Here is a 25,188-nt window from a genome sequence, read left to right on the forward strand (position 1 = left end):
GACGTTTTCATGGCTCATGCAGCCCAAGTCAAAATTCCCGCTACCTACATTCGTGGCGGTACCAGTAAAGGCGTGTTCTTTCGCCTTCAGGATCTGCCCGAGCGCTGTCAGGTGCCGGGCGAGGCGCGTGACAAGCTGTTCATGCGCGTGATCGGCAGCCCCGATCCGTACAGTGCGCACATCGACGGCATGGGCGGCGCCACCTCGTCGACCTCCAAGTGCGTGATTCTTTCAAAAAGCAGCCAGCCTGAGCACGACGTCGATTACCTGTACGGTCAGGTCTCGATCGACAGTGCCTTCGTTGACTGGAGCGGCAACTGCGGCAACCTGTCGACTGCGGCGGGTGCCTTTGCCATTCACGCGGGTCTGGTTGATCCGGCGCGGATTCCGGACAACGGCGTGTGTGTCGTCCGCATCTGGCAGGGCAATATCCAGAAAACCATCATCGCCCATGTGCCGGTTACCAACGGTGAAGTGCAGGAAACCGGTGATTTCGAGCTGGATGGTGTGACCTTCCCGGCGGCTGAAATCGTGCTGGAGTTCCTTGATCCGTCCGACGACGGTGAAGAGGGCGGTTCGATGTTCCCTACCGGCAATCTGGTCGACGACCTCGAAGTACCCGGTGTCGGCACCTTTAAGGCGACCATGATCACCGCGGGTATCCCGACCGTGTTCGTCAATGCTGAAGACATCGGCTACCAGGGCACCGAGCTGCGCGAAGACATCAACAGTGATCCAGCCCAGCTGGCCCGCTTTGAGCAAATTCGTATCGCCGGCGCGCTGCGTATGGGGTTGATCAAAACGCCGGAAGAAGCCGCCCAGCGTCAGCACACGCCGAAGATTGCCTTCGTGTCGCCGCCGAAGACCTATCAGGCGTCCAGTGGCAAGCAGGTCGAGGCGTCTGACGTTGATCTGCTGGTGCGGGCGTTGTCCATGGGCAAACTGCACCACGCCATGATGGGCACCTGCGCGGTTGCCATCGGCACGGCGGCGGCGATCCCCGGTACGCTGGTCAATCTGGCTGCCGGTGGCGGCGAGCGCGAAGCCGTGCGCTTTGGTCACCCTTCCGGCTCGCTGCGTGTCGGCGCTGAAGCCAAGCAGGTCGACGGTCAGTGGGTCGTCACCAAAGCCATCATGAGCCGCAGTGCGCGCATCCTGATGGAGGGCAACGTCCGGGTGCCCGGTGACGCGTTCTGATGTGCTGAACTGTGCCGCGTGCTAGGCTCGTTCGACTCTGGTTACGCGGTGGAGAAATGGATGAATATGGATTTGTCGGGCCGGCGCGCGCTGGTCTGTGGTGCAAGTCAGGGGCTGGGCGAGGCTTGTGCCCGTCAATTGGCCGAGCAGGGCGCAGAGGTAGTATTGCTGGCCCGTTCGCTCGACAAGTTGCAGTCGGTGCGCGACAGCCTGGCAACCGGGCATGGTCAGCGCCACAGCGTGCTGGCGGTTGATGCCCACGATCGCGCGGCGCTGACACGCGCGCTGGTCAACGAGCTGGAGCAGGGCGGAGCCATCCATATCTGGCTCAATAACACCGGTGGCCCGGCGCCTGGGCGTGCCAGTGACGCCGAGCCTGATGCCTATGCCGCTGCACTTACGCAGCACATGGTGCATGCCCAGGCCATCCTCAGGCACCTGTTGCCGGGTATGCGCGAAGCTGGTTACGGGCGCATCCTCAATGTGCTGTCTACCTCGGTCAAGCAACCGCTGGCCAATCTCGGGGTGTCCAACACGGTGCGGGCTGCTGTCGCCAATTGGGCCAAAACCCTGGCGTCGGAGCTGGGCGCTGATGGCATTACTGTCAACAACGTGCTGCCCGGGCTGACACAAACGCCCAGACTGGACAGCCTGATTGCCAACACTGCTGCGCGCAGCGAGCGGTCGGAAGAGCAGGTTGCCAAGGCTATGGCGGCCAGCGTCCCGGTAGGGCGCTTTGCCGAGCCGGCCGAGTTTGCCAATGCCGTCGGCTTTCTCGCCTCGCCAGCGGCTGCCTATATCAATGGCATCAATTTGCCGGTGGATGGCGGCATGACCGGTTCGCTCTGACCGTCTGCGCGCAAACAAAAACGCCCGGCACTGGCCGGGCGTTCTTATGTCTGCGCCTGCGTCTGTACTGTGCTTAGCTGTGCAGATGCTCGCAGGCGTGCAGGGTGTTTTCCAGCAGGCAGGCGCGGGTCATCGGGCCGACACCGCCCGGTACTGGCGTGATCCAGCTGGCGCGCTCGGCGGCCGGGCCAAACTCCACATCGCCAACCAGACGGCCGTCCTCCATGCGGTTGATGCCTACGTCGATGACGATAGCGCCCGGTTTGATCCACTCACCCTTGACCAGTCCCGGTTTGCCGGCGGCAACCACAACCAGGTCGGAGCGGCGCACGTGCTCCTCCAGACTCTTGGTAAAGCGGTGGGTAACGGTCGTGGTGCAGCCGGCCAGCAGCAGCTCCAACGCCATCGGGCGGCCAACAATGTTGGAGGCCCCGACCACCGTCGCGTCCAGGCCGTACAGGTCGACGCCAGTGCTGTTGAGCAGGCGCACGATACCCATCGGGGTGCAGGGGCGCAGCAACGGCATGCGCTGGGCCAGGCGGCCGATGTTGTAAGGGTGGAAGCCGTCCACGTCCTTGTCAGGACGGATGCGCTCCAGCAGCTGGGAGGCGTCAAGATGAGCCGGCAGCGGCAATTGCACCAGAATGCCGTCGATGGCGGGATCGTCGTTCAGGCTGTCGATCAGGTCGAGCAGCTCTTGCTGGCTGGTTGTGGCCGGCAGGTCGTGCGAGCGTGACAGGAAGCCGACTTCCTCGCAGTCCTTGCGTTTGTGGGACACATATACCTGGGAGGCCGGGTCGCTACCGACCAGGATCACTGCCAGCCCCGGCAGGCGCAGGTTGTTGAGCTTGCGTTCGGCAACTTTGGCGGCGATGTCCTTGCGGAGGTTGGCGGCAATCTGCTTGCCATCGATGAGTTTGGCGTTCATGGGGTTCCTGACGCAGAAAAAAGTGGCGCTATTGTGGCATGCCGGACCCTGCGGAAAAAGGCCGGGCGGGGCAGGTTGTCGGAAAACTGTGCCGCGCCGAGCGGCTGCCGGTGTTTTATCGGTAGAGCAGCTTAACTTGCTCTTGTGATTAAATTTTTTTGAATGCGGCGTTGACGTGGGCGAGCGTGCTCAGTATTATTCGCCCCGCTTCACAAACACAGCGATACCGGTTTGGAAGGCGACCAGGCAGCGCCGATTGAACGTCACAAGTCAGTCGGATACGCCGTCCGCAAGGGCAGTCGTATGCACAGGGCGCCCGTAGCTCAGCTGGATAGAGCATCCGCCTTCTAAGCGGATGGTCGCAGGTTCGAGTCCTGCCGGGCGTGCCATTTGGCAAGGCTGTGTGGTCAGAAGCATATAGTGGTGGGCGTAGCTCAGTTGGTAGAGCACAGGATTGTGACTCCTGTTGTCGTGGGTTCGATCCCCATCGTCCACCCCACTATTTTGTAAAAATGCCAGGCCCAGCCTGGCGTTTTTGTTTCAAGCTCCGAATGCGGACGTGGTGAAATTGGTAGACACACCAGATTTAGGTTCTGGCGCCGCGAGGTGTGGGAGTTCGAGTCTCCCCGTCCGCACCATCTTTCAAGCCTTCGGGCTATCTGCAAGTCCTTCCTTATAAAGCGTATGGCGTCCGTGTCGATTGCTTGCGCCTGTCGTCAGTGGCTTTTTTCTGTTTATCGCGGCGGTGATGACTTCTGCCATTCAAGCGACTAGAATGTCGACCCTTTGGAATTCGCCAAATATCATTTTCTTTGTCTGTTGAACGAGGACTATCCATGCAAGTTTCGGTTGAAACCACTTCCGGCCTCGAGCGCCGCATGACCGTAGGCATTCCTGCCGATCGTATTGAAAACGAGGTCAACAAGCGTCTGCAGCAGACCGCCAAGCGCGCCCGTGTTGATGGTTTCCGTCCTGGCAAGGTGCCGATGAGCGTTATCCGCAAGCGCTTTGGTGCTTCCGCTCATCAGGAAGTTATCGGCGAAGTGATCCAGTCCTCCTTTTACGAAGCTGTCATGCAGGAAAAGCTGAACCCGGCCGGTGCGCCGAGCGTTGAGCCCAAGTCCATGGAAGAGGGCAAGGATTTCGAATACATCGCGACCTTCGAAGTCTATCCGGAAGTGACTCTGGCCGGTTTTGAAGGCATTAGCGTTGAGCGTCCCGAGTCCGAAGTGACCGACGCTGACGTCGACACCATGCTGGAAACCCTGCGTAAGCAAAACACCCGCTTTGAAGCGGTTGAGCGCGCTGCCGAGAACGGCGACCAGGTCACCATCGACTTCGTTGGCAAGATCGACGGTGAAGCCTTCCAGGGCGGCACTGCCAACGGCACCAACCTGGTACTGGGTTCTGGTCGCATGATTCCGGGCTTTGAAGAGGGTCTGGTCGGCGCTAAGGCGGGCGAAAGCCTGACGTTGAACGTGACCTTCCCTGAGGATTATCAGAACCTGGATCTGGCTGGTAAGGCTGCCGAGTTCGAAACCACCGTTCAGGAAATTGCAGCCCCCGCGCTGCCGGAACTGGACGACGAGTTCTTTGCTCAGTTTGGTGTGACCGAAGGTGGTCTGGACGGTTTCCGCGCCGAAGTTCGCAAGAACATGGAGCGTGAGCTGCGTCAGGCAATCAAGACCAAGGTCAAGGCTCAAGTCATGGACGGTCTGCTGGAAAGCAACACCGTTGAAGTGCCCAAAGCACTGATCAGCAGCGAAATCGATCGTCTGCGCGAGCAGGCTGTACAGCAGTTTGGCGGTGGCAACTTCAATGCCAGCCAACTGCCGGCCGAGCTGTTCGAGGAGCAGGCCAAACGCCGCGTCAGCCTGGGTCTGATTGTTGCCGAAGTGGTCAAGCAGAACGACATCAAGCCGGACAACGATCGCGTGCGCGCCATGGTTGAAGAGCTGGCCTCTGCCTACCAGGAGCCGGAGCAGGTCGTTAACTGGTACTACCAGAACGAGCAGCAACTGGGCGAGATCCAGTCGGTTGTGCTGGAAGAACAAGTCGTGGATACTGTGCTGCAGAAGGCGCAAGTGACTGATAAGAAAGTTGCTTATGAAGAGGCTGTGAAGCCGGCACAACCTGCACAGGTTGCTGCTGACGAGGCCGAGGAAGCCACTGCAGCCGAGTAATCAGCTGCAGCTTTCCGTCAACGCAAGCCAGCCTTCGGGCTGGCTTGCGCGTTTTTGCGATACGCATACTTGGAGTAACAGGAATCCATGACCCAAAACAGCTTTATGCAGTTGCCCCCAGAAGTGCAGGCCGCCGGTGGCCTGGTCCCGATGGTGATCGAGCAGTCTGCCCGTGGGGAGCGCTCCTACGATATCTACTCCCGACTGCTGAAAGAGCGCGTGATCTTCCTCGTGGGTCAGGTGGAAGACTACATGGCCAATCTGGTCGTGGCGCAGCTTTTGTTCCTTGAGTCGGAAAACCCCGACAAGGACATCCACCTGTATATCAACTCGCCGGGTGGCTCGGTGACCGCCGGTATGGCGATTTACGACACCATGCAGTTCATCAAGCCGAACGTCAGCACCCTGTGCATCGGGCAGGCTTGCAGCATGGGTGCCTTGCTGCTGGCTGGTGGTGCCGAGGGTAAGCGTTTCTGTCTGCCGCACGCACGGATGATGATCCACCAGCCGCTGGGTGGCTTCCAGGGTCAGGCTTCGGACATCGAGATTCACGCCCGTGAAATCCTCTTTATCCGTGAGCGCCTGAACAAGGTGCTGGCTGACCATACCGGCCAGCCGCTGGATGTGATTGCGCGTGATACCGATCGTGATCGCTTCATGAGCGGCACTGAGGCAGTGGAATATGGTCTGATCGACAAGGTGCTGGAGTCGCGCACCAGCGCCGAGTAAGGCCGCAGAGACCGGAGCAGGCGTCTTTCTGGCCACCGACGTGCTACTCGTCGTGGCCAGATGCCGCCGGTACAAGTTTGATCGGGTCGCACTTGCAATGTGGGCATGTTGCCCCCATCTTTGTTACAAGAGCGATTCAAGAGTAGGGGTTTTCGATGACCGATATGACTGGGAAGGGCGACGACAACGGCAAGCTGCTGTATTGCTCCTTCTGCGGCAAGAGCCAGCATGAAGTGCGCAAGCTGATTGCCGGCCCCTCCGTGTTTATCTGCGATGAGTGCGTTGACCTGTGCAACGACATCATTCGCGAAGAAGTACAGGAAAGCCAGGCTGAAAGCAGCCAGCAAAAGCTGCCGACGCCGGTTGAAATCTGCTCGATCCTTGATCAGTACGTGATTGGTCAGCAACGCGCCAAGAAGGTGCTGTCGGTAGCGGTTTACAACCACTACAAGCGTCTCAATCAGCGCCAGGGCAAAGACGAAGTCGAGCTGGGCAAGAGCAACATCCTGCTGATCGGCCCCACCGGTTCGGGTAAGACGCTGCTCGCCGAAACCCTGGCTCGTCTGCTGAACGTGCCCTTTACCATTGCTGACGCCACCACGCTGACCGAAGCCGGTTACGTGGGTGAAGATGTTGAGAACATCATTCAGAAGCTGCTGCAGAAGTGCGACTACGACGTCGAAAAGGCGCAGATGGGTATCGTCTACATCGACGAGATCGACAAGATTTCGCGCAAGTCAGACAACCCGTCTATTACTCGCGATGTATCCGGTGAAGGCGTTCAGCAGGCGCTGCTCAAGCTGATCGAGGGTACGGTTGCTTCGGTACCGCCGCAGGGCGGACGCAAGCACCCGCAGCAGGAGTTCTTGCAGGTTGATACCCGCAACATCCTGTTCATCTGTGGCGGCGCCTTTGCCGGTTTGGAGAAGGTTATCCGTGATCGTTCCGAGAAGAGCGGTATCGGCTTCAACGCCAGCGTGCGCAGCAAGGACGCCGGCAAGAAGGTCGGCGACACCCTGAAGGATGTCGAGCCGGATGACCTGGTGCGCTTTGGCCTGATTCCCGAGTTTGTCGGTCGTCTGCCGGTCATCGCCACGCTCAACGAGCTGGATGAGGACGCGTTGATCCAGATCCTGACCGAACCGAAGAACGCACTGACCAAGCAGTACGCTCGTCTGTTCGATATGGAAGAGGTGGAGCTGGAGTTTCGCACCGACGCGCTCAAGGCCATCGCTGGCCGTGCACTGGAGCGCAAGACCGGTGCCCGTGGCCTGCGTTCCATCCTGGAAAGCGTGCTGCTGGAAACCATGTACGAGATCCCGTCTGCCGAGAATGTCAGCAAGGTGGTCATTGATGAGAACGTCATCAATGGCGATGCGCAGCCGCTACTGATTTATCAGACACCGGAACAACCGCCCAAGGCGGTTCCGGAAGACTGATCTGCGTTAACGGAACGCCGCCGCCAGGCGGCGTTTTGCTTTTTGTGGCAATTGTATTGCGCTAATCGATTGCCCCGCGCTTGTAATTTCCTGGGGCTGCCCCCATCTTGATTGCATGAACCCGTCCTGTTCCGGTGCTGCCGTTACGGCCACCCCTCTTCAAGCGAGCCTCTGCCATGACGACTCCCGCTGAATTTCCGCTTCTTCCGCTGCGCGACGTAGTGGTCTATCCGCACATGGTCATCCCGTTGTTTGTCGGGCGTGACAAGTCCATTCAAGCGCTTGAAGCCGCCATGGCCGGCAACAAGCAAGTCCTGCTGGTGGCTCAGCGCGATGCCAGTGATGATGATCCGGGTCGTGATGCGCTTTACGACGTCGGTACCCTGGCGACCATCCTGCAGTTGCTGAAGCTGCCCGACGGTACCGTCAAGGTGCTGGTGGAGGGCGAGCGACGCGCTCGCTTGGTCGAGCTGGAAGAGGTTGAAGGCTACCAGAGCGCGGAGATCGAACTGCTGGAAGAAGGCGCCCTGGACGAGCGTGAGTCCGAAGTCTTGGTGCGCAGCCTGATGAGCCAGTTTGAGCAGTTTGTGCAACTGGGCAAGAAGGTGCCCGCAGAGGTAGTGTCCTCGCTGTCCAGCATCGATGAGCCGGGCCGCCTGGTCGATACTATGGTGGCGCACCTGTCGCTCAAGCTGGACGAGAAACAGAAAATTCTGGAAATCCTGCCCCTGCGTGATCGTGTTGAACATGTGCTCGGCGTGCTGGATGGCGAGATTGATCTGCTGCAGGTCGAGAAGCGCATCCGCGGCCGCGTCAAGAAGCAGATGGAACGCAGTCAGCGCGAGTACTACCTGAACGAGCAGATGAAGGCCATCCAGAAGGAGATGGGCAATCTGGACGAAGGCGAGGGTGAGTTTGACGAGCTGCGCCGCAAGATCGACAACGCCGGCATGCCGGAAGAGGCGCTGAACAAGGCCAATGCCGAGCTGAACAAGCTGAAGATGATGTCGCCGATGTCGGCAGAGGCCACCGTCGTGCGGTCCTATATCGATTGGCTGACAGCGGTGCCGTGGAAAAAGGCCAGCAAGGTACGGCATGACATCGCCCGTGCCGAGAAGGTGCTCGAGAACGATCATTACGGCCTGGAAGAGGTCAAGGAGCGCATCCTCGAGTATCTGGCAGTGCAGAAGCGTGTACGCAAGCTCAAAGGCCCTGTGCTCTGTCTGGTGGGGCCTCCGGGCGTGGGGAAGACCTCGCTGGGCGAGTCGCTGGCACGTGCTACCAATCGTGAATTTGTCCGCATGGCGTTGGGCGGCGTGCGCGACGAGGCCGAGATCCGTGGTCACCGCCGGACCTACATTGGCTCTTTGCCGGGCAAACTGATTCAAAAGATGACCAAGGCCGGGGTGAAGAATCCGCTGTTCTTGCTCGATGAAATCGACAAGATGGGTCAGGACATGCGCGGCGATCCGGCCTCGGCACTGCTGGAGGTGCTGGACCCGGAGCAGAACCATGCGTTCAACGATCACTATCTGGAGGTCGATTATGACCTGTCGGATGTGATGTTCATCTGCACCTCGAACTCGATGAACATCCCGGCGCCGCTGATGGACCGGATGGAGATCATTCGCATCCCGGGCTACACCGAGGATGAAAAGATCAACATCGCCCAGCGCTACCTGGTACCCAAGCAGATCAAGAACAACGGCCTGAAAAAGGACGAGCTGACCTTCACGCAGGAGTCGCTGCGCGACCTGATCCGTTACTACACTCGCGAAGCCGGTGTGCGTGGCCTGGAACGTCAGATTGCCAAGGTCTGCCGCAAGGTGGTGAAAGAGCAGGCGGCGGAGCGCAAGCCCAAGCCTGTGGTGCTCGACGAGGCGCTGCTGGAGCATTATCTGGGCGTGCGCAAGTTCAAGTACGGCCTGGCCGAGGAAGCCGATCAGGTGGGCCAGGTAACCGGTCTGGCCTGGACTCAGGTGGGTGGCGAGCTGCTCAGCCTGGAGGCCGTGGTGGTGCCTGGCAAGGGGCGGCAGATCAAGACCGGCTCGCTGGGCGATGTCATGCAGGAGTCGATCAGCGCAGCGCTTACCGTGGTGCGCAGCCGCGCTGCCAGTCTGGGTATCGCCGCTGATTTTCACGAGAAGCAGGATATCCATATTCACGTGCCCGAGGGTGCTACTCCCAAGGATGGACCCAGTGCCGGTATTGGCATGTGCACCGCACTGGTGTCGGCCCTAACCGGGATTCCGGTGCGCGCCGATGTGGCCATGACCGGTGAAATTACCCTGCGTGGGCAGGTGTTGCCCATCGGTGGTTTGAAGGAAAAACTGCTGGCTGCGCACCGTGGTGGCATCCGTACGGTGGTGATTCCTCACGACAATGTGCGTGATCTGAAAGAGATTCCTGAGAAGATTCGCCAAAACATTGATATCAAGCCGGTAAAATGGATTGACGAGGTGTTGCAGATTGCGCTGCAATACCAGCCGGAGCCCTTGAAAGAAGGGGTTGAAGAGATGGTTGCAAAGGATGACAATCGCGAGACTGATGAACAGGGACGCATCAGTACTCATTGATCTGATCCGGGTCGAGTGGTTGTTCGCTTCCCACGGGACGCTTCGCCAATCGGCCCTGAGTCGCCGCAGGCACACTCCTTGACATGGTTTTTGACCGCTTGCTATAAAGCGGCTTCGACCTAAAGCAGGTATGCTGACTGGCCACAGCTTTGCTAAGACCAAAAGCTTACATAATGACTAACTACTCGTTGAACTAGATAAGGGGACTTAGAGTGAACAAGTCTGAACTGATTGATGCCATCGCTGCATCCGCTGATATTCCTAAAGCTGCTGCCGGTCGTGCTCTGGACGCCGTCATCGATTCCGTTACCGGTGCACTGAAGGATGGTGATTCCGTGGTATTGGTAGGTTTCGGTACTTTCGCCGTGAAAGAGCGCGCTGCTCGCACTGGTCGTAACCCGCAGACTGGTCAGCCGATCGAAATCAGCGCAGCCAAGATTCCCAGCTTCAAGGCTGGCAAGGCTCTCAAGGACGCCGTTAACTAATAGCGTCCCTGATCTGATGGCATGTCCGCGCTTGCGTTGACATGCATGCGGGACCGGTGACCTGGCGGCCTGAGACGGCATCACAATCCGGTTCCGACAGTTAGCAGAAAGGCGCATCACCTCGATGCGCCTTTTTTGTTGGGCAAAACAAAAAAGACGACGCCGATGTCGGTGGCAATCCTGGGCCTTAAAGTCGCAGCTAGCAGACAAGATTTCGGGGGAATGATGCTGCAAACAATGAGGGACAATGCGCAAAGCTGGGTCGCCAAGGTGATCGTAGGCGTCATTGTGCTGATTTTCGCGTTGACCGGATGGGAGTCCATCAGCCGTTTTACCAGCGATGCCGAGACGGCGGCCGAGGTCAACGGGCAGGCCATCTCCAAGCTTGAGCTGGAACAGGCCGTGGCGCTGCAGAAGCGTCAGCTGATCCAGCAGCTGCAACAGATGGGCAACCAGTTTGATCCCAGCATGATCGATGACGCATTCCTGCGCACCTCCGTGCTGGATGGCCTGATCGAGCGCGCGGTTCTGCTGCAGGGCGCCGAAGAGGCCGGTTTCCAGATTTCCGATCAAATGATCGATCAGCTGATTCTGTCCACGCCGGACTTTCAGGTCGACGGCAAGTTCGATGCCAACCGCTTTGATGTGGTTATCCGCAACATGGGCATGCCTTCGCGCATGGCGTTCCGCGACCTGGTGCGTCAGCAGCTGATGATTACCCAGTATCGCAACGGCTATGAAGCGACCGCGTTCGCCACTCCGCAGGAGCGTCAGCAACTGGTCGCGCTGGAAAATCAGACCCGTGATTTTGCGGTGATCGATATCCCGGTCGGTGATGTGAATGCCGAGGTGTCCGATGAAGAAATCGAAGCGTTCTACAACGAGAACGCCAGCCAGTTCATGACCCCGGAGCAGGTGGTTCTGGAGACGCTGACGCTCAAGCGGGCCAGCTTCTTTGATCAGGCCCAGGTTGACGAGCAGGCCGTTGAAGAGATGTATCAGCGTGAAATCGGCAACCTGGCCGAACAGCGCCGTGCCTCGCACATTCTGGTAGAAGTGGCTGATGACGATGCTGCAGCCAAGGAAAAAATCGAATCTGCTGCTGCCCGCATTGCGGCTGGTGAGGACTTTGCCACTGTTGCGGCTGACGTCTCCGACGATACTGGCAGCTCGCGCGATGGCGGTGATTTGGGTTACATCGTCAAGGGCAGCTTTGATGATGCCTTCGATGAAGCGCTGTTCGCGCTGCAGCCGGGTGAAGTGTCCGCTCCGGTACGCAGCAGCTACGGTTACCACCTGATCAAGCTGACCGATCTGAAGGCGCCTGAGGTGCCGACGCTGGAGTCCATGCGTGAAGAGCTGGTGCAGGAGCTGAAGGTTGAGCAGGTTGAACGCAGTTTTGTTGAGGCGTCCCAGGAGCTGGCCAATCTGGCCCATGAGGCGCCTGATCTGGCCGAGCCTGCTGCGGCGCTGGGCTTGACTGTGGAAACCCTGGGGCCGGTCGAGCGTCTTGGTGGTGACGGCCTGGCCGCCAACCCCAAGGTAATGAACGCTGCCTTCAGTGACGATGTCCTGAAAAATGGCTTCAACAGCGAGCTGATTGAGCTGGATGCCGATACCGTTGCCGTTGTGCGCGTCAAGGAGCATCTGGAACCCGCCCAGCGTCCGCTGGCGGATGTCAGCGCCGAGATTCGCGAGCAATTGGCCTACAACAAGGCGGAGCAGGCTGCCGCAGAGCGTGCCGAGGCCTTGGCTGAGGAGCTGCGTGAGCAGGCGTCTGACGCCGATGCGGTAGCAGAGCGTCTGGCCGCGCAGTGGCAGGTACACGAGGCGGCAAGCCGCGCTGAAAGTGATATCGAGCCGGCGTTGCTGCGACAGGTGTTCGCACTGCCCAAGCCCAGCGCCGAACAACCGGTTTATGCCAGTCTCAAGAAGCCGGCCGGCGGCTACTGGCTGGTGTCGCTGCGTGGTGTCGCCACGGCTGAGGACGTGCAATCAGCCGCTGGCTCGCCGGATCAGTACGCACTGTTCGTTGCCGGTCAGTCTGGCGAGCAGGACTTCGCTGCTGCCCAGCAGCAACTGCGCACTGAGGCAGACATTGAACGTCACTGACGTTGAGTGCGTTCACGGAAAAAGGCGCTTCGGCGCCTTTTTTTTGTGTCTGACGCATGGTGGTTTGCATGCGTGAGCAAGCCGCAGTGTACCTGACACTTCGTCGGTGAGCTGGCCTGGCCAAACAGCTGGGAGACGACATGAATGCGTCAGCGCGCGTTCTGTTGGTTCGAGCAAAGCTTGCTGTGAGGGTGCTGAAGAGGCGCAGCGCGGACACGCCTCTGACTCAGTCCGCTCTACAGGTTGGCGTGCTCGCTGGGGCCATGCGGTGTTGTTTGGCGCGACATGGAGGTCGGGGCGTGTTTGCAGGCTGGGTGACGCGCCATAAAAAAAGCCGACACCGCATCGGGGAGCGGTGTCGACTCAAATCCAGGCTGTCTCTGGGGGGCTTGCCTGGATGGAGCGGAGCTATTTCAGGGCAAAGCTGTAGCTGAGGATCAGCCGGTTTTCGTCGATGTCGCGGGTTGCGTCCGAGCGCACCATGGCGTTACGCCAACGCACGGCGAGGTTCTTGAAGGTGCCGCTTTGCACCGTGTAGCTGACGTCGATATCGCGTTCCCATTCGCTTCCTTCGCTGCCGCCAACATCAAAGTTGTCACCACTGACATAACGGGTGAAGGCGCTCAGGCCGGGGATGCCCAGCGAGGCGAAGTTGATGTCGTAGCGTGCTTGCCAGGACTTCTCGTTGGCCCGGGTAAAGTCGAGGATCTGCACATAGTTGACGACGTAGGGGTCGGTCTCGGCCAGGTAGGGGAAGGCGGTATCGCCGTCGCTGTACTGATAACCAAGGCGGAAAGTGTGTGCGCCTGTGGCCGCAGACAGGGTGACCGAGGTCAGCTCGTTGTCGATATCCAGTGGCTGGTTGCCATCGTCGCTGGTGTCGAACCACGCCAGGTTGGCGCCCAGCTTCCAATCGCCTACCGGTTGGTTGTGAATCAAGTTGATCAGATTCTGGCCGTAGACGTCCTGCAGTTCAGCTCGCCATAGACCGACGGTCGTATTCTTGCTGTTGAAGGCGTAGGTGCCGCCCAGGAAGTTGAAGCGATCGGAGGCACCGCCGACGGTGGAGCGGATATCTTCGCGGTTGCTGCTGTTGCGGTAGTTGACCTCGCGCAGTTGCCCGGCCTGAATGTCCAGATTCTCGATCTCGCTGACCGAGAGGCTGGCACCGGTAAAGCTCTGGGGCAGTAGTCGCGAGTCACCGGAAGACACTACGGGCAGCTTGGGCATCAAGCCGCCCACCTTGAGCACGGTGTTGGACATCCGCGCCTTGACCGCAGCGGTTGCCTCGCTGTAGCTGTCTTTGCCTTCGTCGCCGAAACTGTTGGGCAGCAGGCCCGAACCAGCGCGCTGATCGTCCGAATCAAGCTTCAGGCCTAGGCCTGCGTAGACGTCGACACCAAAGCCGATAAAGCCCTCGGTGTAACCGGATTCGGCCTTGAAGATGAAGCCCTGGGCCCATTCTTCGGCTTTGGATTGGGCGCCGGGGTCGCGGAAATCGCGGTTGAAGTAGAAGTTGCGCAGCTGCAGTGAGGCGCTGGCATCATCGGCAAAACCGGCGGCCTGGGTGTGTCCGCAGGCAAGCGCTGCCGCGACGGCGAGCGCGAGAGGCGTCACATGCTTCATTGTTATTCTCCTGATGTGATTTGGGTGGCGCGGATAAAATAAAACATGCGGCTCGTTCCTTGGCCTTACGACCATGGTCGAACTGTCATCAAACTGTCTTGTCGCGGTTGCCGGGGAGGGGGCTGCAAAGCCTTGATCTTGAGCTGTGGCGCCGCCTCGTGGCGGCGGCGCCTGACTTTAGTCTAATAGGCTGGGGAGGCGCTCAAGAATGCGTCTGCGGCGTTGCGTCTCTGCCAATAGAAAGACTATTGGCTGCGCGCCGCGCTTTGCAGCTGCACGCTTGAGCTCTGGCAGAGGGCGCGTGGAGTTGATCAGCGCTGCTCTAGGGTCTGTTGCCGTTTCGTTCACCCGCCTGCCGAAAAATGGCCCCGGCCCTGCGGGTTGCGCCTGTAAAGCCGCCACTCCGCGTCGCTCGTCGTTTATTTGGAATGACCAAACTACGTTCCTCTCTCCTTGATTGCCGGCTTTACAGGCAGCAACAGACGGGAGAACGAAACGGCAACAGACCCTAGGACATGCCGTTGGTAAATGCCGGAATGCTCATGTCGATCTGCCCGCGGATACCGCCCAGTGCGCGGCTGTAGTGCAGCAGAATATCCAGGTTGTAGGCCAGCCGGTCACGCAGGCGCTGATCACTCTCGGATTCGGCTTCTGCACCGTTGAGTACGTGGTTTACGTCACGCACGATCAGATGTTCAGGGATGTAGCATAAGCGGCAGTTCTTGTAGCTCGACGCCCGCAGCTCGCTGATCGGAAAGGCGCCGCCAACACCGGCGGAGACGCTGCCCAGCATTGCCGGCTTGTGGGCCAGTTGCGCTTTGCTGGCATAGAGGAATTCTTGATGGCCGGGCAGGCCATGCCGTGCCACTCCGGTGCAAGGATGATGACCGCGTCGGCTGCGCTGAGCAGCTGTTCATGCGCGGGCCAGGCATCTGCGTTCTCACCGGGCCACAAGGGGAGTGGTTGCTTGCCAAGGTCAATGACTGACACGGCGTTTGCATCCAGGCCATGCTGGCTGGTCAGTGTCTGCTTGATGAAATGGGCGACCTTGCTGGTTTGGCTATCACTGCGGCTACTGCCGGCGACAATGGCGACATTCTGCATGGGGAGTCCTGTTGGTTGGCTGGAGTCATACTGTACAACGTGTTGGCGGCCTTTGGTCAGCGGCTTTTGACAGGGGCGGGCGAGTGGGGCAGAGTACGCGGCCTTCGGGGCGCCGAATCGGTGCCAACGCCTGTTTGCTGGGAGAGTCCGCGATGAATGCTGTGGTGGCGGCGGTAGCCGTGATGCTGGTTCTGAGTCTGTGCCGGGTGCACGTTGTCGTCGCCCTGATCATCGGCGCGCTGACCGGCGGTTTGCTGGGCGGACTGGGGCTGGAAACCACCCTGAGTACCTTTCAGGCGGGTTTGGGCAAGGGTGCTAATATCGCCTTGAGCTATGCGCTGCTGGGTGCCTTTGCAGTGGCGATTGCCAAGTCCGGGCTGGCCCATGCGCTGGCTGACAAGGGCTTGTCCCTGGTCGACAGCCGACGCGACAGCGGTGGAGGCTTGCTCAAGCTGATGATGCTGCTGGTGTTGCTGGCGGTGGCTATTTCTTCGCAGAACATCCTGCCGATTCACATTGCGTTTATTCCGTTGCTGGTACCGCCGCTGCTGTTTGTCATGGCGCGTCTGCGACTGGATCGCCGAGCGGTTGCCTGTGTGCTGACGTTCGGTCTGATTACGCCCTACATGTTTCTGCCGGTCGGCTTTGGCGGCATCTTCCTGAATGACATCCTGCTGGCTAATGTGGCTGAAAGTGGTGCTCCGATTGAAGGGGTGAACGTCATGCACGCCATGGCGCTGCCCGCGCTGGGCATGCTGGCGGGCCTGCTGGTGGCCGTGTTGGTCAGCTATCGCAAGCCGCGCGATTACGATCAAAGCCTGATCAGCGAGGTGGAGCGCACCGGAACCCGCTACAACAGTCTGTCACTACTGGTGGCGCTGGTTGCAGTGGCAGCCGCCTTCATCATTCAGCTGTGGCTGGACTCGATGATCATGGGCGCACTGGCGGGGTTCGTTATCTTCTCGCTGTCCGGCGTCGTACGCTGGCGAGAAGCAGATGATGTCTTCACCGAAGGCATGAAGATGATGGCCATGATCGGCTTTATCATGATTGCCGCCGCCGGCTTTGCCGAGGTCATGCGTGAGACCGGGGCCATCAAAACGCTGGTCGACAGCTCGGCCGCGATGATTGGTGACAATCGCGCGCTGGCGGCGCTGTTGATGTTGCTGGTCGGCCTGCTGATCACCATGGGCATTGGCTCATCGTTCTCGACCATTCCGATTATTGCCGCGATTTACGTGCCGCTGGCCATGCAGCTGGGCTTTAGTCCGGCTGCCATCGTTGCCCTGGTAGGCACTGCCGCAGCACTGGGTGATGCTGGCTCACCCGCCTCTGACTCGACTCTGGGTCCGACGGCTGGTCTGAATGTGGATGGGCAGCATAATCACATTTGGGATACCGTGGTGCCGACGTTCCTGCATTACAACCTGCCGCTGATTGCCTTTGGCTGGTTGGCGGTGCTGGTGCTTTAGACCCGACGCAGCCAACACGGCTATCAGCTAGCCACAAAAAGCCCCTGAACAGAGCAATCTGTTCAGGGGCTTTTCTCTGTGCTGCTTACACCCGGAAGCGCTTGACCAGTTCATCGATCTGCCGGCCCAGGCTGGCCAGGTGTTGACCTGCCTGGGCGGTTTCACGGGCGCCGTCGGTGGTTTCGCGGGCCAGTTCAGCCGCCTCGGTAACGTTGCGGTTGACGTCTTCGACCACGGTGGACTGCTGCGTGGTGGCGCTGGCGATTGATGCGTTGAGAGCCACCAGTTGCTGCATGGACTGGGCGATCTGCTCCAACGCTGCGCCTGCTTCGTTCACCTGCTCGACGCTGGCCTGCGAGTGACGGCTGCTCTCATTGATGACGCTGACCACCGTCTGGGTGTTGGTCTGCAGCTTGCTGATCATGTTGTGGATTTCTTCGGTCGACTGCTGGGTACGTTGCGCCAGGTTGCGTACCTCATCGGCCACGACGGCAAAGCCGCGACCCATCTCGCCAGCACGGGCGGCCTCAATGGCGGCGTTGAGGGCGAGCAGGTTGGTCTGTTCGGCAATGTTGCGGATCACATCCAGTACCGAGGTGATCTCCTGCGCATCGCTGGACAGGGTTTCCATGTGTTCGACAGCGGTGCTGACGCTGCTCGAGAGCTGATTGATTTCGACGATAGTGCGATCAACCTGAGCGCGACCGTTGTCTGCACCCTGATTGGCCTTTTCAACCTCTTCGGCGGCAGCGTTGGCGTTCTGCGCAACGTCCTGCACGCCGTAGGTGATTTCATTGATGGCGGTGGCCATCAGTTCCATCCGCTCGGACTGGCGACTCATGTCACGCAGGCTGTTATTGCTGATCTCATCGAGCTGATGGCTGGAGCTGATCAGTTGACGTGCGCTGTCGCCGAGCTGCTGAATGATGTCGCTCAGGTTGCGGTTGAAGCGATTGAAGTAATACGCAATCTGCGACAGCTCGTCCTTGGCATCGTCATCCAGGCGGCGGGTCAGGTCCGCCTCGCCACTGGCGACATCACGCATGGCGTTGACGATCTTGTCCAGCGGTTGCGAAATGCTGCGACCGATAATGAACAGCAGCAGGAACATGGCCAGAATGACCACCGCGCTAAGTATGACCGAGCTGATCAGGGCGGCGCGGAACTTGGCCTGCATGGCGTCAACATAGATGCCCGTGCCGATCATGTAATCCCAGGGTTTGAAGTGCTTGAAGGCGGCGATTTTGGCAGAGCCGTCTTCTTCGCCCGGCTTGGGCCAGGAGTATTCGAAGCTGGCGGTGCCTTTGCTGCGTGCGAGCTGGACCATTTCCGAGATGACGTTGACGCCTTCGGTGTTGCGCATGGTGGTCAGGTCAGTGCCAACGGTTTGCGGGGCCAGTGGGTGCATGATCATGATGTTGTTCATGTCATTGACCCAGTAGTACTCGTTGCCGCTGTAGCGAACTGCGGCCAGGGCGGCCAGCGCCTGCTGTCGAGCCTGCTCGCCGGTCAGCTCACCGTTCAGTTCTTTCTGGTGATAGAAGGCCATGAGGTCGTGGGCCACCTCGACCAGATGGGTCGCCTTGGTGATTTCCGCTTGGCGGATTTCCTTGTGCAGGTGGGAGAGAGAGAGCCCTTCGGCAGTGAGGGTACTGACCAGTGCAATAATCAGGATCAGCCAGATCCGCTGGCTGATACGAATGTTGCGCAACAGCTTCATTTACAACCTCCACCCGCTGAGTGAAATATTTCTTGTTATGCCTGCAGCCGCGCTGGCAAGGTCCTTCGAGCGCGTTACAGTGTTATCAGGGTGTCGGCTGAATACGTCAAAACCTGAGCGGTAATTTTCCGTCACCTGTGATGGCGATTTGACTCCAAGCGGGCAGGGGTTGCAACCCACAATGCATTTCTGTGATCTTTTCTTATAAAACACAGCGCGTATTGCCAGCAGCGCTGGTATAAACGCGCCGGGCCATCAGGCGATGGCCTATTCGCTGATTTTGTTGATAAGGGTTTCTCATGCGGTCAATGTTCAAGGTGGTTGGTCTGTGCGCAGGTCTGCTGTGCACGCTTACGGCAGGCTCAATGGCGCAGGCCGATGAACCGCGGGTGGTTGGCTGGATTGAAAAGGGTTTGATTCTGCCGGAGTACACGGCGGTGAAGATCAAGGTCGACTCCGGCGCGCTGACGTCCTCCATGCATGCAGTCAACATGGAAGAGTACAGCCACCGCGGCAATGACTGGGTGCGTTACGACGTGCCTGTTGAGGACGTGGATACCGGGGAACAGGTGACCCTGCACTTTGAGCGCCCGGTATTTCGTCGCATTCTGGTGCGTGGGGCAGGTGGCTCCGAGCGTCGTCCGGTGGTGAAAATGTCCATCTGCCTCGGCGACCAGGTGTACGAGGAGCAATTTTCTCTGCGTGACCGCGGTGAGATGAATTACCCGGTACTGATTGGCCGACGCACCATCGCGCATATCGGGCTGATCGATGTCTCCGAGACCTTCATGCACAAGCCCAACTGCTCGCAGGAGCAGATGGATGAAGAGCGTCGCCGTCAGCAGCAGCGCGAGCAAGAGGGTGCTGACAACGAGACAGACCCGAGCGGCGAGACGGACTCCCAAGCCTGATAGCAAAGAGGGGCTACCCAGTCAGGCAGCCCCTCTTTTCATCTGACTTCGCTCGCTTACCACATCAGGTCATCGGGAATCTGATAGGCGGCGTAGGGATCATCCTCATCCACTGCCTGCTTGCTGACCTCGGCCACATGTACCGGCCAGTGCGGCGCGCGTTCGCGGACCTTCTCCGCCACCTCTACCGGAATCAGCACAAAGCCGCCCGACAGACGGGTGATGGCCAGACGGCCACGGCTGAGCAGGCCGAACTGCTCTTCGGTCACGTGGATCTTCTTGATCTTGTTCTTGGCGACGAACTGGTACGGCGTTTCACCACCGGTCCGTTCGACCACCGCCTGTTCGATCATCTGTTTGGCCTGAGCTTCGGCGGCCTTGCGTGCCGATTCGGCCTCGCGCTGCTGATTCAGCTCACGGTCGCGGGCGGCTTTCTGCTCGCGGGCCTGTTGTGCGGTATTGGGCGCGTTCTCGCCGGCCGGCTGAGCCTTGGCCTGCTTTTTCTTGGCGCGCTGCGCCTGCTTGAGTTTCTTCTCGTCGACCAGTCCGGCCTTGAGCAGTTGGGCTTGCAGTGAGTTGACCATGAGTTGCCACAATCATCTTGATGAGGCGCGCGGTAACGCGCCAGGTTGACAGCATGCCAGCGGGCTGGCGTTCAAAGGCGCCTAGTCTAGCAGGCCGAGGCTCTCAGCGCTGTCTAACGTGCGTCGTTCTCGGACTCTTCGCGTTTCAGCTGTGCCTCGCGGGCTTTGACCTTGGCAATGGTCTCCGGGCTGACCCGGTTGCTGCCGGCGTTGTCGCGCAGCAGTAACAGGCTGCCAACGATGCTGCCGAGCGCCAGGGCCATGAACAGCCAGCCGTACCAGGGCATGGTGTCACTCCTTGTTGAGCATGAGACCTCATCATGCGTGCCCCCCGCAGCGATGGCAAGCGCGCACAGATGGCTGGTGGCTCGTGCTCAGGCACGCAGTGATTGGTTGAACATCATGATGGTGTACTCGAATAATGCCGCTGGATCGGGCTGACCGGCGACGCAGACGCCTTGCTCACGTGTTTGCAGAATGATGCCGTGCAGCGCGCCGCGCAGGTAGTAGGCCGTGACCATGGGGTCGGTGATGCGCTCGCGGCTGAGGCTGCCGTCGGCCACACCGGCTGCCAATGAGTCGACCATGCAACCCATGGTCAGGGCGCTGCAGATATCCATGTCCTCTGTCAGCTCATCCGATTCCATCAAGTGCGCAAAGGTGCTGGCGTTGGTCAGTACGTCGAAGTAATCGGGCTGCTCCAGACTGAAGCGGTAGTAGCTCTGCCCCATCCGTTCCAGTTGCTGCAGGCCGCTGCCGCCGGCCTCTCTGGCGGCGCGAAATTCATTCAGCAGCGCGTACCCGGCGCGCAGCATGACACCGCGCATGATGGCTGCCTTGTCTTTGAAATAGACGTACAGCAAGGCGCGGCTCAGCTGAGCACCCTTGGCAATGTCGTCCATGGACGTGCGGTCATAGCCCTTGCCGAAGAAGCTTTGCTCGGCACTGTTCAGGATGCTCTCGCGGCGCTCCTGCTTTTCTTTCTCTCGGCGTTCTGCGGAACTCATCGGGTCTCCCGTTAATGGCGCATGAAAAACATTCTGCCATTTATTGACAAAGTGTCAATGTCTGACAAAGTGTTAATAAGGCGATTCACTTCAGGAGCAGGATGATGGTCAGCGCAGCGATTTGGCAAGGTTTACCGGCGTGGTGCAGGGCAGGGGCGCTGGCGGTTGCGGTGTTGGGGCTGGTGGGGTGTCGTTCCAGCGCGTCTGAGAGCGGCGCCGCGATGCAGGCGGTGCCGGTGCGGGTTGCCGCGGTGACCAGCGATGTGCGAGCACAGGCGCTGCATTTTGCCGGGGTCGCCCGTGCGCGTCAGCGTGCCAGCCTGACCTTTCAGGTCGGCGGTACGCTGGCCACGCGGCCGCTGGAAATTGGTCAGCAGGTCGTCGCTGGCCAAGTGCTTGCGACGCTCTATAACCCGCAGCTGGAGCCCGCCCGGGATGCCGCCCGCGCGCGCCTGGCAGAGTTGCAGGCACAGAGCGCGCAGGCGCGGCGGGATGTGCAGCGCACCGAGCAACTGTTTGAGCGCGGGGTGCTGTCGCAGGCGGATCAGGAGCAGCAGCGCGCGCGGCTGCAGGCGCTGGAGGCCGGCGTACGCAATGCCCGGGCAGCGCTGCAGCAACGTGAGCAGATGAACAGTGAAACACGCTTGCGCGCCCCCTTTGACGGCAGCATCGATGCGCTGCTGGTCGAGCCGGGGGAGTTTGTCGCCGCAGGTCAGCCGGTACTGCAGTTAGCCGCCGGTAGCGGCCTCGAAGTGGAAGTGCTGGTGCCGGCGAGTCTGTTGCAGGGCTTGGAAGTGGGCGCGACGCTGCCGGTCTGGTCCAGCCTGGATGGTCAGCAGTGGCAAGGTCGCGTCGCTGAGGTGGGGCGTGGCTCAGGCTTTGGATCGAGCCTCTATCCGTTGGTCGTCAGCTTGCCCGGGGGGCGCGCTGGGGATGCGGTCGAAGTCGGGTTGCAGCCAGCGGGCGCGCAACGCTTGAGTGTGCCGCTTGCGGCCGTGATGCGCTCGGCTCAGGGGTTGTCGGTCTTTCGGGTGGTGGATACACGGGCCGAGCGGGTCGCGGTGACTGTTGCCGGCTTTGCCGGCGAGCAGGCGCTGCTCTCAGGTGACGCGTTGGCGGTGGGAGACCAAGTGGTATACGCGGGCCTCAGCCGATTGGCGGATGGCGATGCTGTGGAGCTGCTGCCATGAACGTCGCGCAGTTGCTGCGCCCACGTCTGCTCGGGCTGGTCGTGGTCATGTTGTCCTTACTGGGCGTTGCCGCCTACCTGACCATGGCGCGTCAGGAGGACCCGAGCTTTCCCTATCGCGCGGGCATGATCACCGTCATCTATCCGGGCGCGGTGGCAGAGTCGGTCGAACGCCTGATTTTGGAGCCCCTGTCTGATGAGCTGTCGCAGGTCGAGGAGGTCGACTTCATCAGTGCCACCGCCCGCACCGGCGTGGCGCTGGTGCCGGTTCGCTTGCACGACTCCATCTACGATACCGATGCCGCCTGGGACCGAGTCAGGCAGGCGATGACGCGCGCCGAGCTGTCGTTTCCTGACGGCGTGCAGAGTATGGAGCTGGATGATCGTCTGATCGATATTCCAGCGGTGGTGCTGGCGGTGCGGGGCGACCCCTCCCTGGTTCGCCTGAGCGACGAGGCCGAGCGCCTGAAGCGTCAGCTGATGGACTTGCCGGGACTCTCGCGCGTCGAGCTTTATGGCGATACGGACGAGCAGATTACCATCGCGCTACGCGATGCCCAGATGAGCCGCCTGGGCTTGGCTCCCCAGCAGCTGGCCGGGCTGCTGGCGCAGCGCAACCAGGTCATTCCCGGTGGGTTTGTGGTGGTGGGCAGTCAGCGCCTTGGCGTGCTGCCCAACAGCGAATTCACTAGTCTGGATGCCCTGCGTACCACCCAGATTCCGCTGCCTCAAGGCGGTAGCGTGCCGCTGGCGTCGATCGCGGATATCTGGCGCGGACCGGTTGAGCCGATGGGCGAGCGCGCCTGGTACGACGGCGACCCGAGCGTGCTGGTCGGGCTGGTACTGGAGCGAGGTCAGGTGGATGCCATTCGCTTTGGCGAGCAACTGCGGGCGCGGCTCGCTACATTGGCGCCGGACTTTGCTCCGTTGCAGATTGACGAAATTTTCTTTCAGCCCGACCAGGTCAAAGAGCGTCTGGATGGGCTGGAGGCAAACCTGATCAGCAGTGTGTTGATCATCATTGCCGTTGTATTGGTGGGTATGGGCTGGCGCATGGGTGTGCTGGTTGCGCTCATGTTGCCGCTGGTGGCGCTGATCAGTCTGGGGCTCTACGACCTGGGCGGCGGCATCCTGCACCAGATTGCGGTGATCGGTATGGTCATTTCCCTGGGCATTCTGATCGATAACGCGATTGTCATGGTGGAGAACATCCAGGATCGGCTCAACAGTGGTGCGGGGCGCCAGCAGGCCGTGTTGGGAGCAATACGCGAGCTGGCGGCGCCGTTGGGCGCTTCGACCGCGACGACGCTGGCGGCCTTCACGCCAATGCTGCTGTCCAAGGGCGGCACCGCCGACTTCACTCGCGGCATTCCCATCATGATCATGCTTACTCTGAGTGTCAGTTACCTGCTGGCGATCAGTGTTGCGCCGCTGCTGGCCGGGCGTTTTTTGCGCCCGGCACCTGAGCGCACAGCGCCCCGTCTGGAGGGCTTTGCCGCCTCGCTGGCGCGCCTCAGCGAGGCGGCGCCCAAGCGCATGTTGCTGCTGGGCATGGGAGTGGTGGCGCTGAGCCTGGCATTGGCGCCCCTGGTCAAGCTGCAGTTCTTCCCCAACGCGGACCGGGCGCAGGTGGTGATCGACCTGTTCATGCCCGAAGGCACTGATCAGCTGCGCACCACTGAGGTGGCGGCGGCGTTGGAGGGTGAGCTGAGCGCATACTCGGGTGTGCAGCAGGTACACCGCTTTGTTGGTGCTACCGGCCCGAGTTTCTACTACAACCTGAATCGCTCCCCGCAGGCCCCCAATCGTGCCCGGCTGGTCGTCAACACCGATACGCTGGCCAGCACCGGCCCGCTGATTCACTGGGTACGCGAGCATGTGGCAGCGCAGTGGCCGGAACTGGACGTGGTGGCCAGTACGCTGGGGCAGGGGCCGCCGCGCGAGGCGCCGATCGAGTTGCGTCTGTATCACCTGGACGATCGCCAGCGCATTGCCAGTGCCGAGCAGCTGTTTGCTTTGCTCAAACAGGTCCCTGGAGCGGTAGACGTGCGGCATGACATTGACCTGGGCGTACCCACGGTCCGGGTAGAGGTAAACGATGCGCAGGCGCAGCGCTTTGGCCTGACCCGGGCGGATGTCGCCCAGGCACTCTACCGTCAGAGCCTGGGTAGTACCGTTGAACAGTATCGCCAGGAGCTGGACCCGATCCCGATGCTGCTGCGCACCCACGAGGGCAGCCGCCAGTCGCTGAATCGGCTGCTCTCGGCCAGCGTGTTCAATGCGTCTGGACAGGCGATTCCGCTGAGCGCTGTCGCGCGTATTGTGCCGGACTGGCAGCCCGCCAGTATCACCCAGCGAGATGGGGTGCGCGTGCTTACCGTCAGCGCAGGACTGGAGGAGGGTTACAGCTTCAGCCAGGTGCTGCGTGAACTGCAGGCCCGGCTGGCGCAGACGCCGCTGCCGCCGGGTACGCGTCTGGAGGTTGGCGGTGACAGTGAAGGCTCCGGCGACGCCAACCGAGCGCTGTTTACTACGGCGCCCATCGGCATCCTGTTATTGCTGTTCTTTCTGCTGCTGCAGTTCAACTCCTTCAGTCGGCTGGGGATTGTCCTGCTGACGGTGCCACTGGCCAGCGCAGGCGTACTGCCGGGGATGGTACTGTCGGGGGCCCCATTCGGCTTTCAATCCTTGCTTGGGGTGATTGCCCTGGTGGGTATTGTGGTCAACAACGCCATTGTGCTGATTGACGTGGTGGATCAGCGTCTGGCCAGCGGACTGGATATTGATGCAGCGGTCTCTGAGGCGGTGTTGCGGCGTACCCGGCCGATTCTCCTGACCACGGCGACCACTATTGCCGGATTGCTGCCCCTGGCGCTGTCCAGTTCAACTCTCTGGCCGCCGATGGCCTGGGCAATCATCTCCGGTTTGCTGGCTTCAACTGTGCTGACGTTGCTGGTGGTGCCGGCGGTCTGTCGTCTGGCGCTACGACCGAGGCAGCAGGCCACAGGGGAGGTGACACAGGCGCCTGCAGATATTTTTAAATAATCGAACGCAAGTGCTTGACTCCGTTGGCGGAA

The 25,188-nt window shown here is 60.4% G+C and carries 18 protein-coding genes, 3 tRNA genes and 2 pseudogenes; 15 read left to right on the forward strand and 8 right to left on the reverse strand.

All coding sequences use genetic code 11. The annotated features are described in order from the left end of the window. The first annotated feature begins 9 nt into the window (after positions 1–9). Both prpF and ASB58_RS05960 read left to right on the forward strand, forming a co-directional pair. Positions 10–1,197 (forward strand): 2-methylaconitate cis-trans isomerase PrpF, encoded by a 1,188-nt coding sequence (gene prpF / locus ASB58_RS05955; protein WP_118129664.1) that lies wholly within the window; start codon positions 10–12, stop codon positions 1,195–1,197. 60 nt (positions 1,198–1,257) lie between these two features. Further along, positions 1,258–2,046 carry an SDR family oxidoreductase gene (locus tag ASB58_RS05960; RefSeq protein WP_118129665.1) on the forward strand — a complete coding sequence of 263 codons (789 nt, stop codon included), beginning with the start codon at positions 1,258–1,260 and terminating at the stop codon, positions 2,044–2,046. A 73-nt stretch (positions 2,047–2,119) separates the two neighbouring features. Here ASB58_RS05960 and folD read toward each other — a convergent pair whose 3' ends face one another. Then, positions 2,120–2,974 (reverse strand): bifunctional methylenetetrahydrofolate dehydrogenase/methenyltetrahydrofolate cyclohydrolase FolD, encoded by an 855-nt coding sequence (gene folD, locus ASB58_RS05965; protein WP_096006432.1) that lies wholly within the window; start codon positions 2,972–2,974, stop codon positions 2,120–2,122. 312 nt (positions 2,975–3,286) lie between these two features. Between folD and ASB58_RS05970 the strand changes: the two genes are divergently transcribed. The 9 genes from ASB58_RS05970 to ASB58_RS06010 all read left to right on the forward strand — a co-directional run bounded on the left by ASB58_RS05970 (position 3,287) and on the right by ASB58_RS06010 (position 12,498). Next, positions 3,287–3,363 (forward strand) — tRNA-Arg (locus tag ASB58_RS05970). A 34-nt stretch (positions 3,364–3,397) separates the two neighbouring features. Continuing rightward, positions 3,398–3,473 (forward strand) — tRNA-His (locus ASB58_RS05975). 54 nt (positions 3,474–3,527) lie between these two features. After that, positions 3,528–3,612, forward strand: a tRNA-Leu gene (locus ASB58_RS05980). Positions 3,613–3,810: 198 nt separating this feature from the next. After that, positions 3,811–5,157, forward strand: a complete 1,347-nt coding sequence (gene tig / locus ASB58_RS05985) for a trigger factor (RefSeq protein WP_118129666.1) — start codon at positions 3,811–3,813, stop codon at positions 5,155–5,157. Between the two features lie 87 nt (positions 5,158–5,244). Continuing rightward, a complete protein-coding gene (gene clpP, locus ASB58_RS05990) occupies positions 5,245–5,886 on the forward strand; it encodes an ATP-dependent Clp endopeptidase proteolytic subunit ClpP (protein WP_083724167.1) in 642 nt (213 codons plus the stop codon). Between the two features lie 155 nt (positions 5,887–6,041). Further along, positions 6,042–7,325 carry an ATP-dependent Clp protease ATP-binding subunit ClpX gene (gene clpX, locus ASB58_RS05995; protein WP_083724169.1) on the forward strand — a complete coding sequence of 428 codons (1,284 nt, stop codon included), beginning with the start codon at positions 6,042–6,044 and terminating at the stop codon, positions 7,323–7,325. Between the two features lie 176 nt (positions 7,326–7,501). Further along, the gene (lon, locus tag ASB58_RS06000; RefSeq protein WP_118129667.1) at positions 7,502–9,901 is read left to right on the forward strand and encodes an endopeptidase La; all 2,400 of its coding nucleotides are present in this window, start codon (positions 7,502–7,504) and stop codon (positions 9,899–9,901) included. Positions 9,902–10,113: 212 nt separating this feature from the next. Then, entirely contained in the window at positions 10,114–10,386 is a 273-nt protein-coding gene (gene hupB / locus ASB58_RS06005; protein ID WP_065336085.1) for a nucleoid-associated protein HU-beta, read from the forward strand. A 222-nt stretch (positions 10,387–10,608) separates the two neighbouring features. Continuing rightward, complete coding sequence (locus ASB58_RS06010; protein WP_235827228.1) at positions 10,609–12,498, forward strand: SurA N-terminal domain-containing protein; 1,890 nt, start codon at positions 10,609–10,611, stop codon at positions 12,496–12,498. A 408-nt stretch (positions 12,499–12,906) separates the two neighbouring features. Here ASB58_RS06010 and ASB58_RS06015 read toward each other — a convergent pair whose 3' ends face one another. The 3 genes and pseudogenes from ASB58_RS06015 to ASB58_RS20175 form a co-directional block, all read right to left on the reverse strand. Then, a complete protein-coding gene (locus ASB58_RS06015; protein ID WP_096005064.1) occupies positions 12,907–14,124 on the reverse strand; it encodes an OprD family porin in 1,218 nt (405 codons plus the stop codon). Between the two features lie 508 nt (positions 14,125–14,632). Further along, a complete protein-coding gene (locus tag ASB58_RS20170; RefSeq protein WP_235827263.1) occupies positions 14,633–14,992 on the reverse strand; it encodes a hypothetical protein in 360 nt (119 codons plus the stop codon). Positions 14,993–15,018: 26 nt separating this feature from the next. Continuing rightward, a pseudogene (locus tag ASB58_RS20175) lies at positions 15,019–15,228 on the reverse strand (NADPH-dependent FMN reductase); the annotation flags it as partial. A 152-nt stretch (positions 15,229–15,380) separates the two neighbouring features. Here ASB58_RS20175 and ASB58_RS06025 point away from each other — a divergent pair. Beyond that, entirely contained in the window at positions 15,381–16,700 is a 1,320-nt protein-coding gene (locus ASB58_RS06025) for a Na+/H+ antiporter family protein (protein WP_096005066.1), read from the forward strand. An 85-nt stretch (positions 16,701–16,785) separates the two neighbouring features. On the opposite strand, the gene ASB58_RS06030 is transcribed toward ASB58_RS06025, so the two are convergent. Beyond that, positions 16,786–18,420 (reverse strand): methyl-accepting chemotaxis protein, encoded by a 1,635-nt coding sequence (locus ASB58_RS06030; RefSeq protein ID WP_118129668.1) that lies wholly within the window; start codon positions 18,418–18,420, stop codon positions 16,786–16,788. Positions 18,421–18,719: 299 nt separating this feature from the next. Here ASB58_RS06030 and rloA3 point away from each other — a divergent pair, with 299 nt between their 5' ends. Next, positions 18,720–19,331, forward strand: coding sequence for a retropepsin-like aspartic peptidase RloA3 (gene rloA3 / locus ASB58_RS06035; protein ID WP_202974591.1), 612 nt, complete (start codon positions 18,720–18,722; stop codon positions 19,329–19,331). 56 nt (positions 19,332–19,387) lie between these two features. Here the strand turns inward: rloA3 and ASB58_RS06040 are convergent, their stop codons facing one another. The 3 genes and pseudogenes from ASB58_RS06040 to ASB58_RS06050 form a co-directional block, all read right to left on the reverse strand. Further along, a complete protein-coding gene (locus ASB58_RS06040) occupies positions 19,388–19,915 on the reverse strand; it encodes a DUF2058 domain-containing protein (RefSeq protein WP_096005068.1) in 528 nt (175 codons plus the stop codon). Between the two features lie 205 nt (positions 19,916–20,120). Then, a pseudogene (locus ASB58_RS20430) lies at positions 20,121–20,202 on the reverse strand (DUF2897 family protein); the annotation flags it as partial. An 87-nt stretch (positions 20,203–20,289) separates the two neighbouring features. Next, complete coding sequence (locus tag ASB58_RS06050) at positions 20,290–20,922, reverse strand: TetR/AcrR family transcriptional regulator (RefSeq protein WP_096005070.1); 633 nt, start codon at positions 20,920–20,922, stop codon at positions 20,290–20,292. Between the two features lie 101 nt (positions 20,923–21,023). On the opposite strand from ASB58_RS06050, the gene ASB58_RS06055 reads away from it, so the two are divergent. Together ASB58_RS06055 and ASB58_RS06060 are read left to right on the forward strand one after the other, a co-directional pair. Then, positions 21,024–22,112: an efflux RND transporter periplasmic adaptor subunit gene (locus ASB58_RS06055; RefSeq protein ID WP_235827229.1), complete on the forward strand. Its 1,089-nt coding sequence runs from the start codon at positions 21,024–21,026 to the stop codon at positions 22,110–22,112. Then, positions 22,109–25,156, forward strand: coding sequence for an efflux RND transporter permease subunit (locus ASB58_RS06060; protein ID WP_118129669.1), 3,048 nt, complete (start codon positions 22,109–22,111; stop codon positions 25,154–25,156). The genes ASB58_RS06055 and ASB58_RS06060 overlap by 4 nt, the downstream gene beginning before the upstream one ends. The last annotated feature ends 32 nt before the right edge of the window (positions 25,157–25,188 follow it).

Origin of the sequence: Pseudomonas abyssi, from assembly GCF_003444685.1 — a bacterium.
Taxonomy (GTDB): Bacteria; Pseudomonadota; Gammaproteobacteria; order Pseudomonadales; family Pseudomonadaceae; genus Halopseudomonas; species Halopseudomonas abyssi.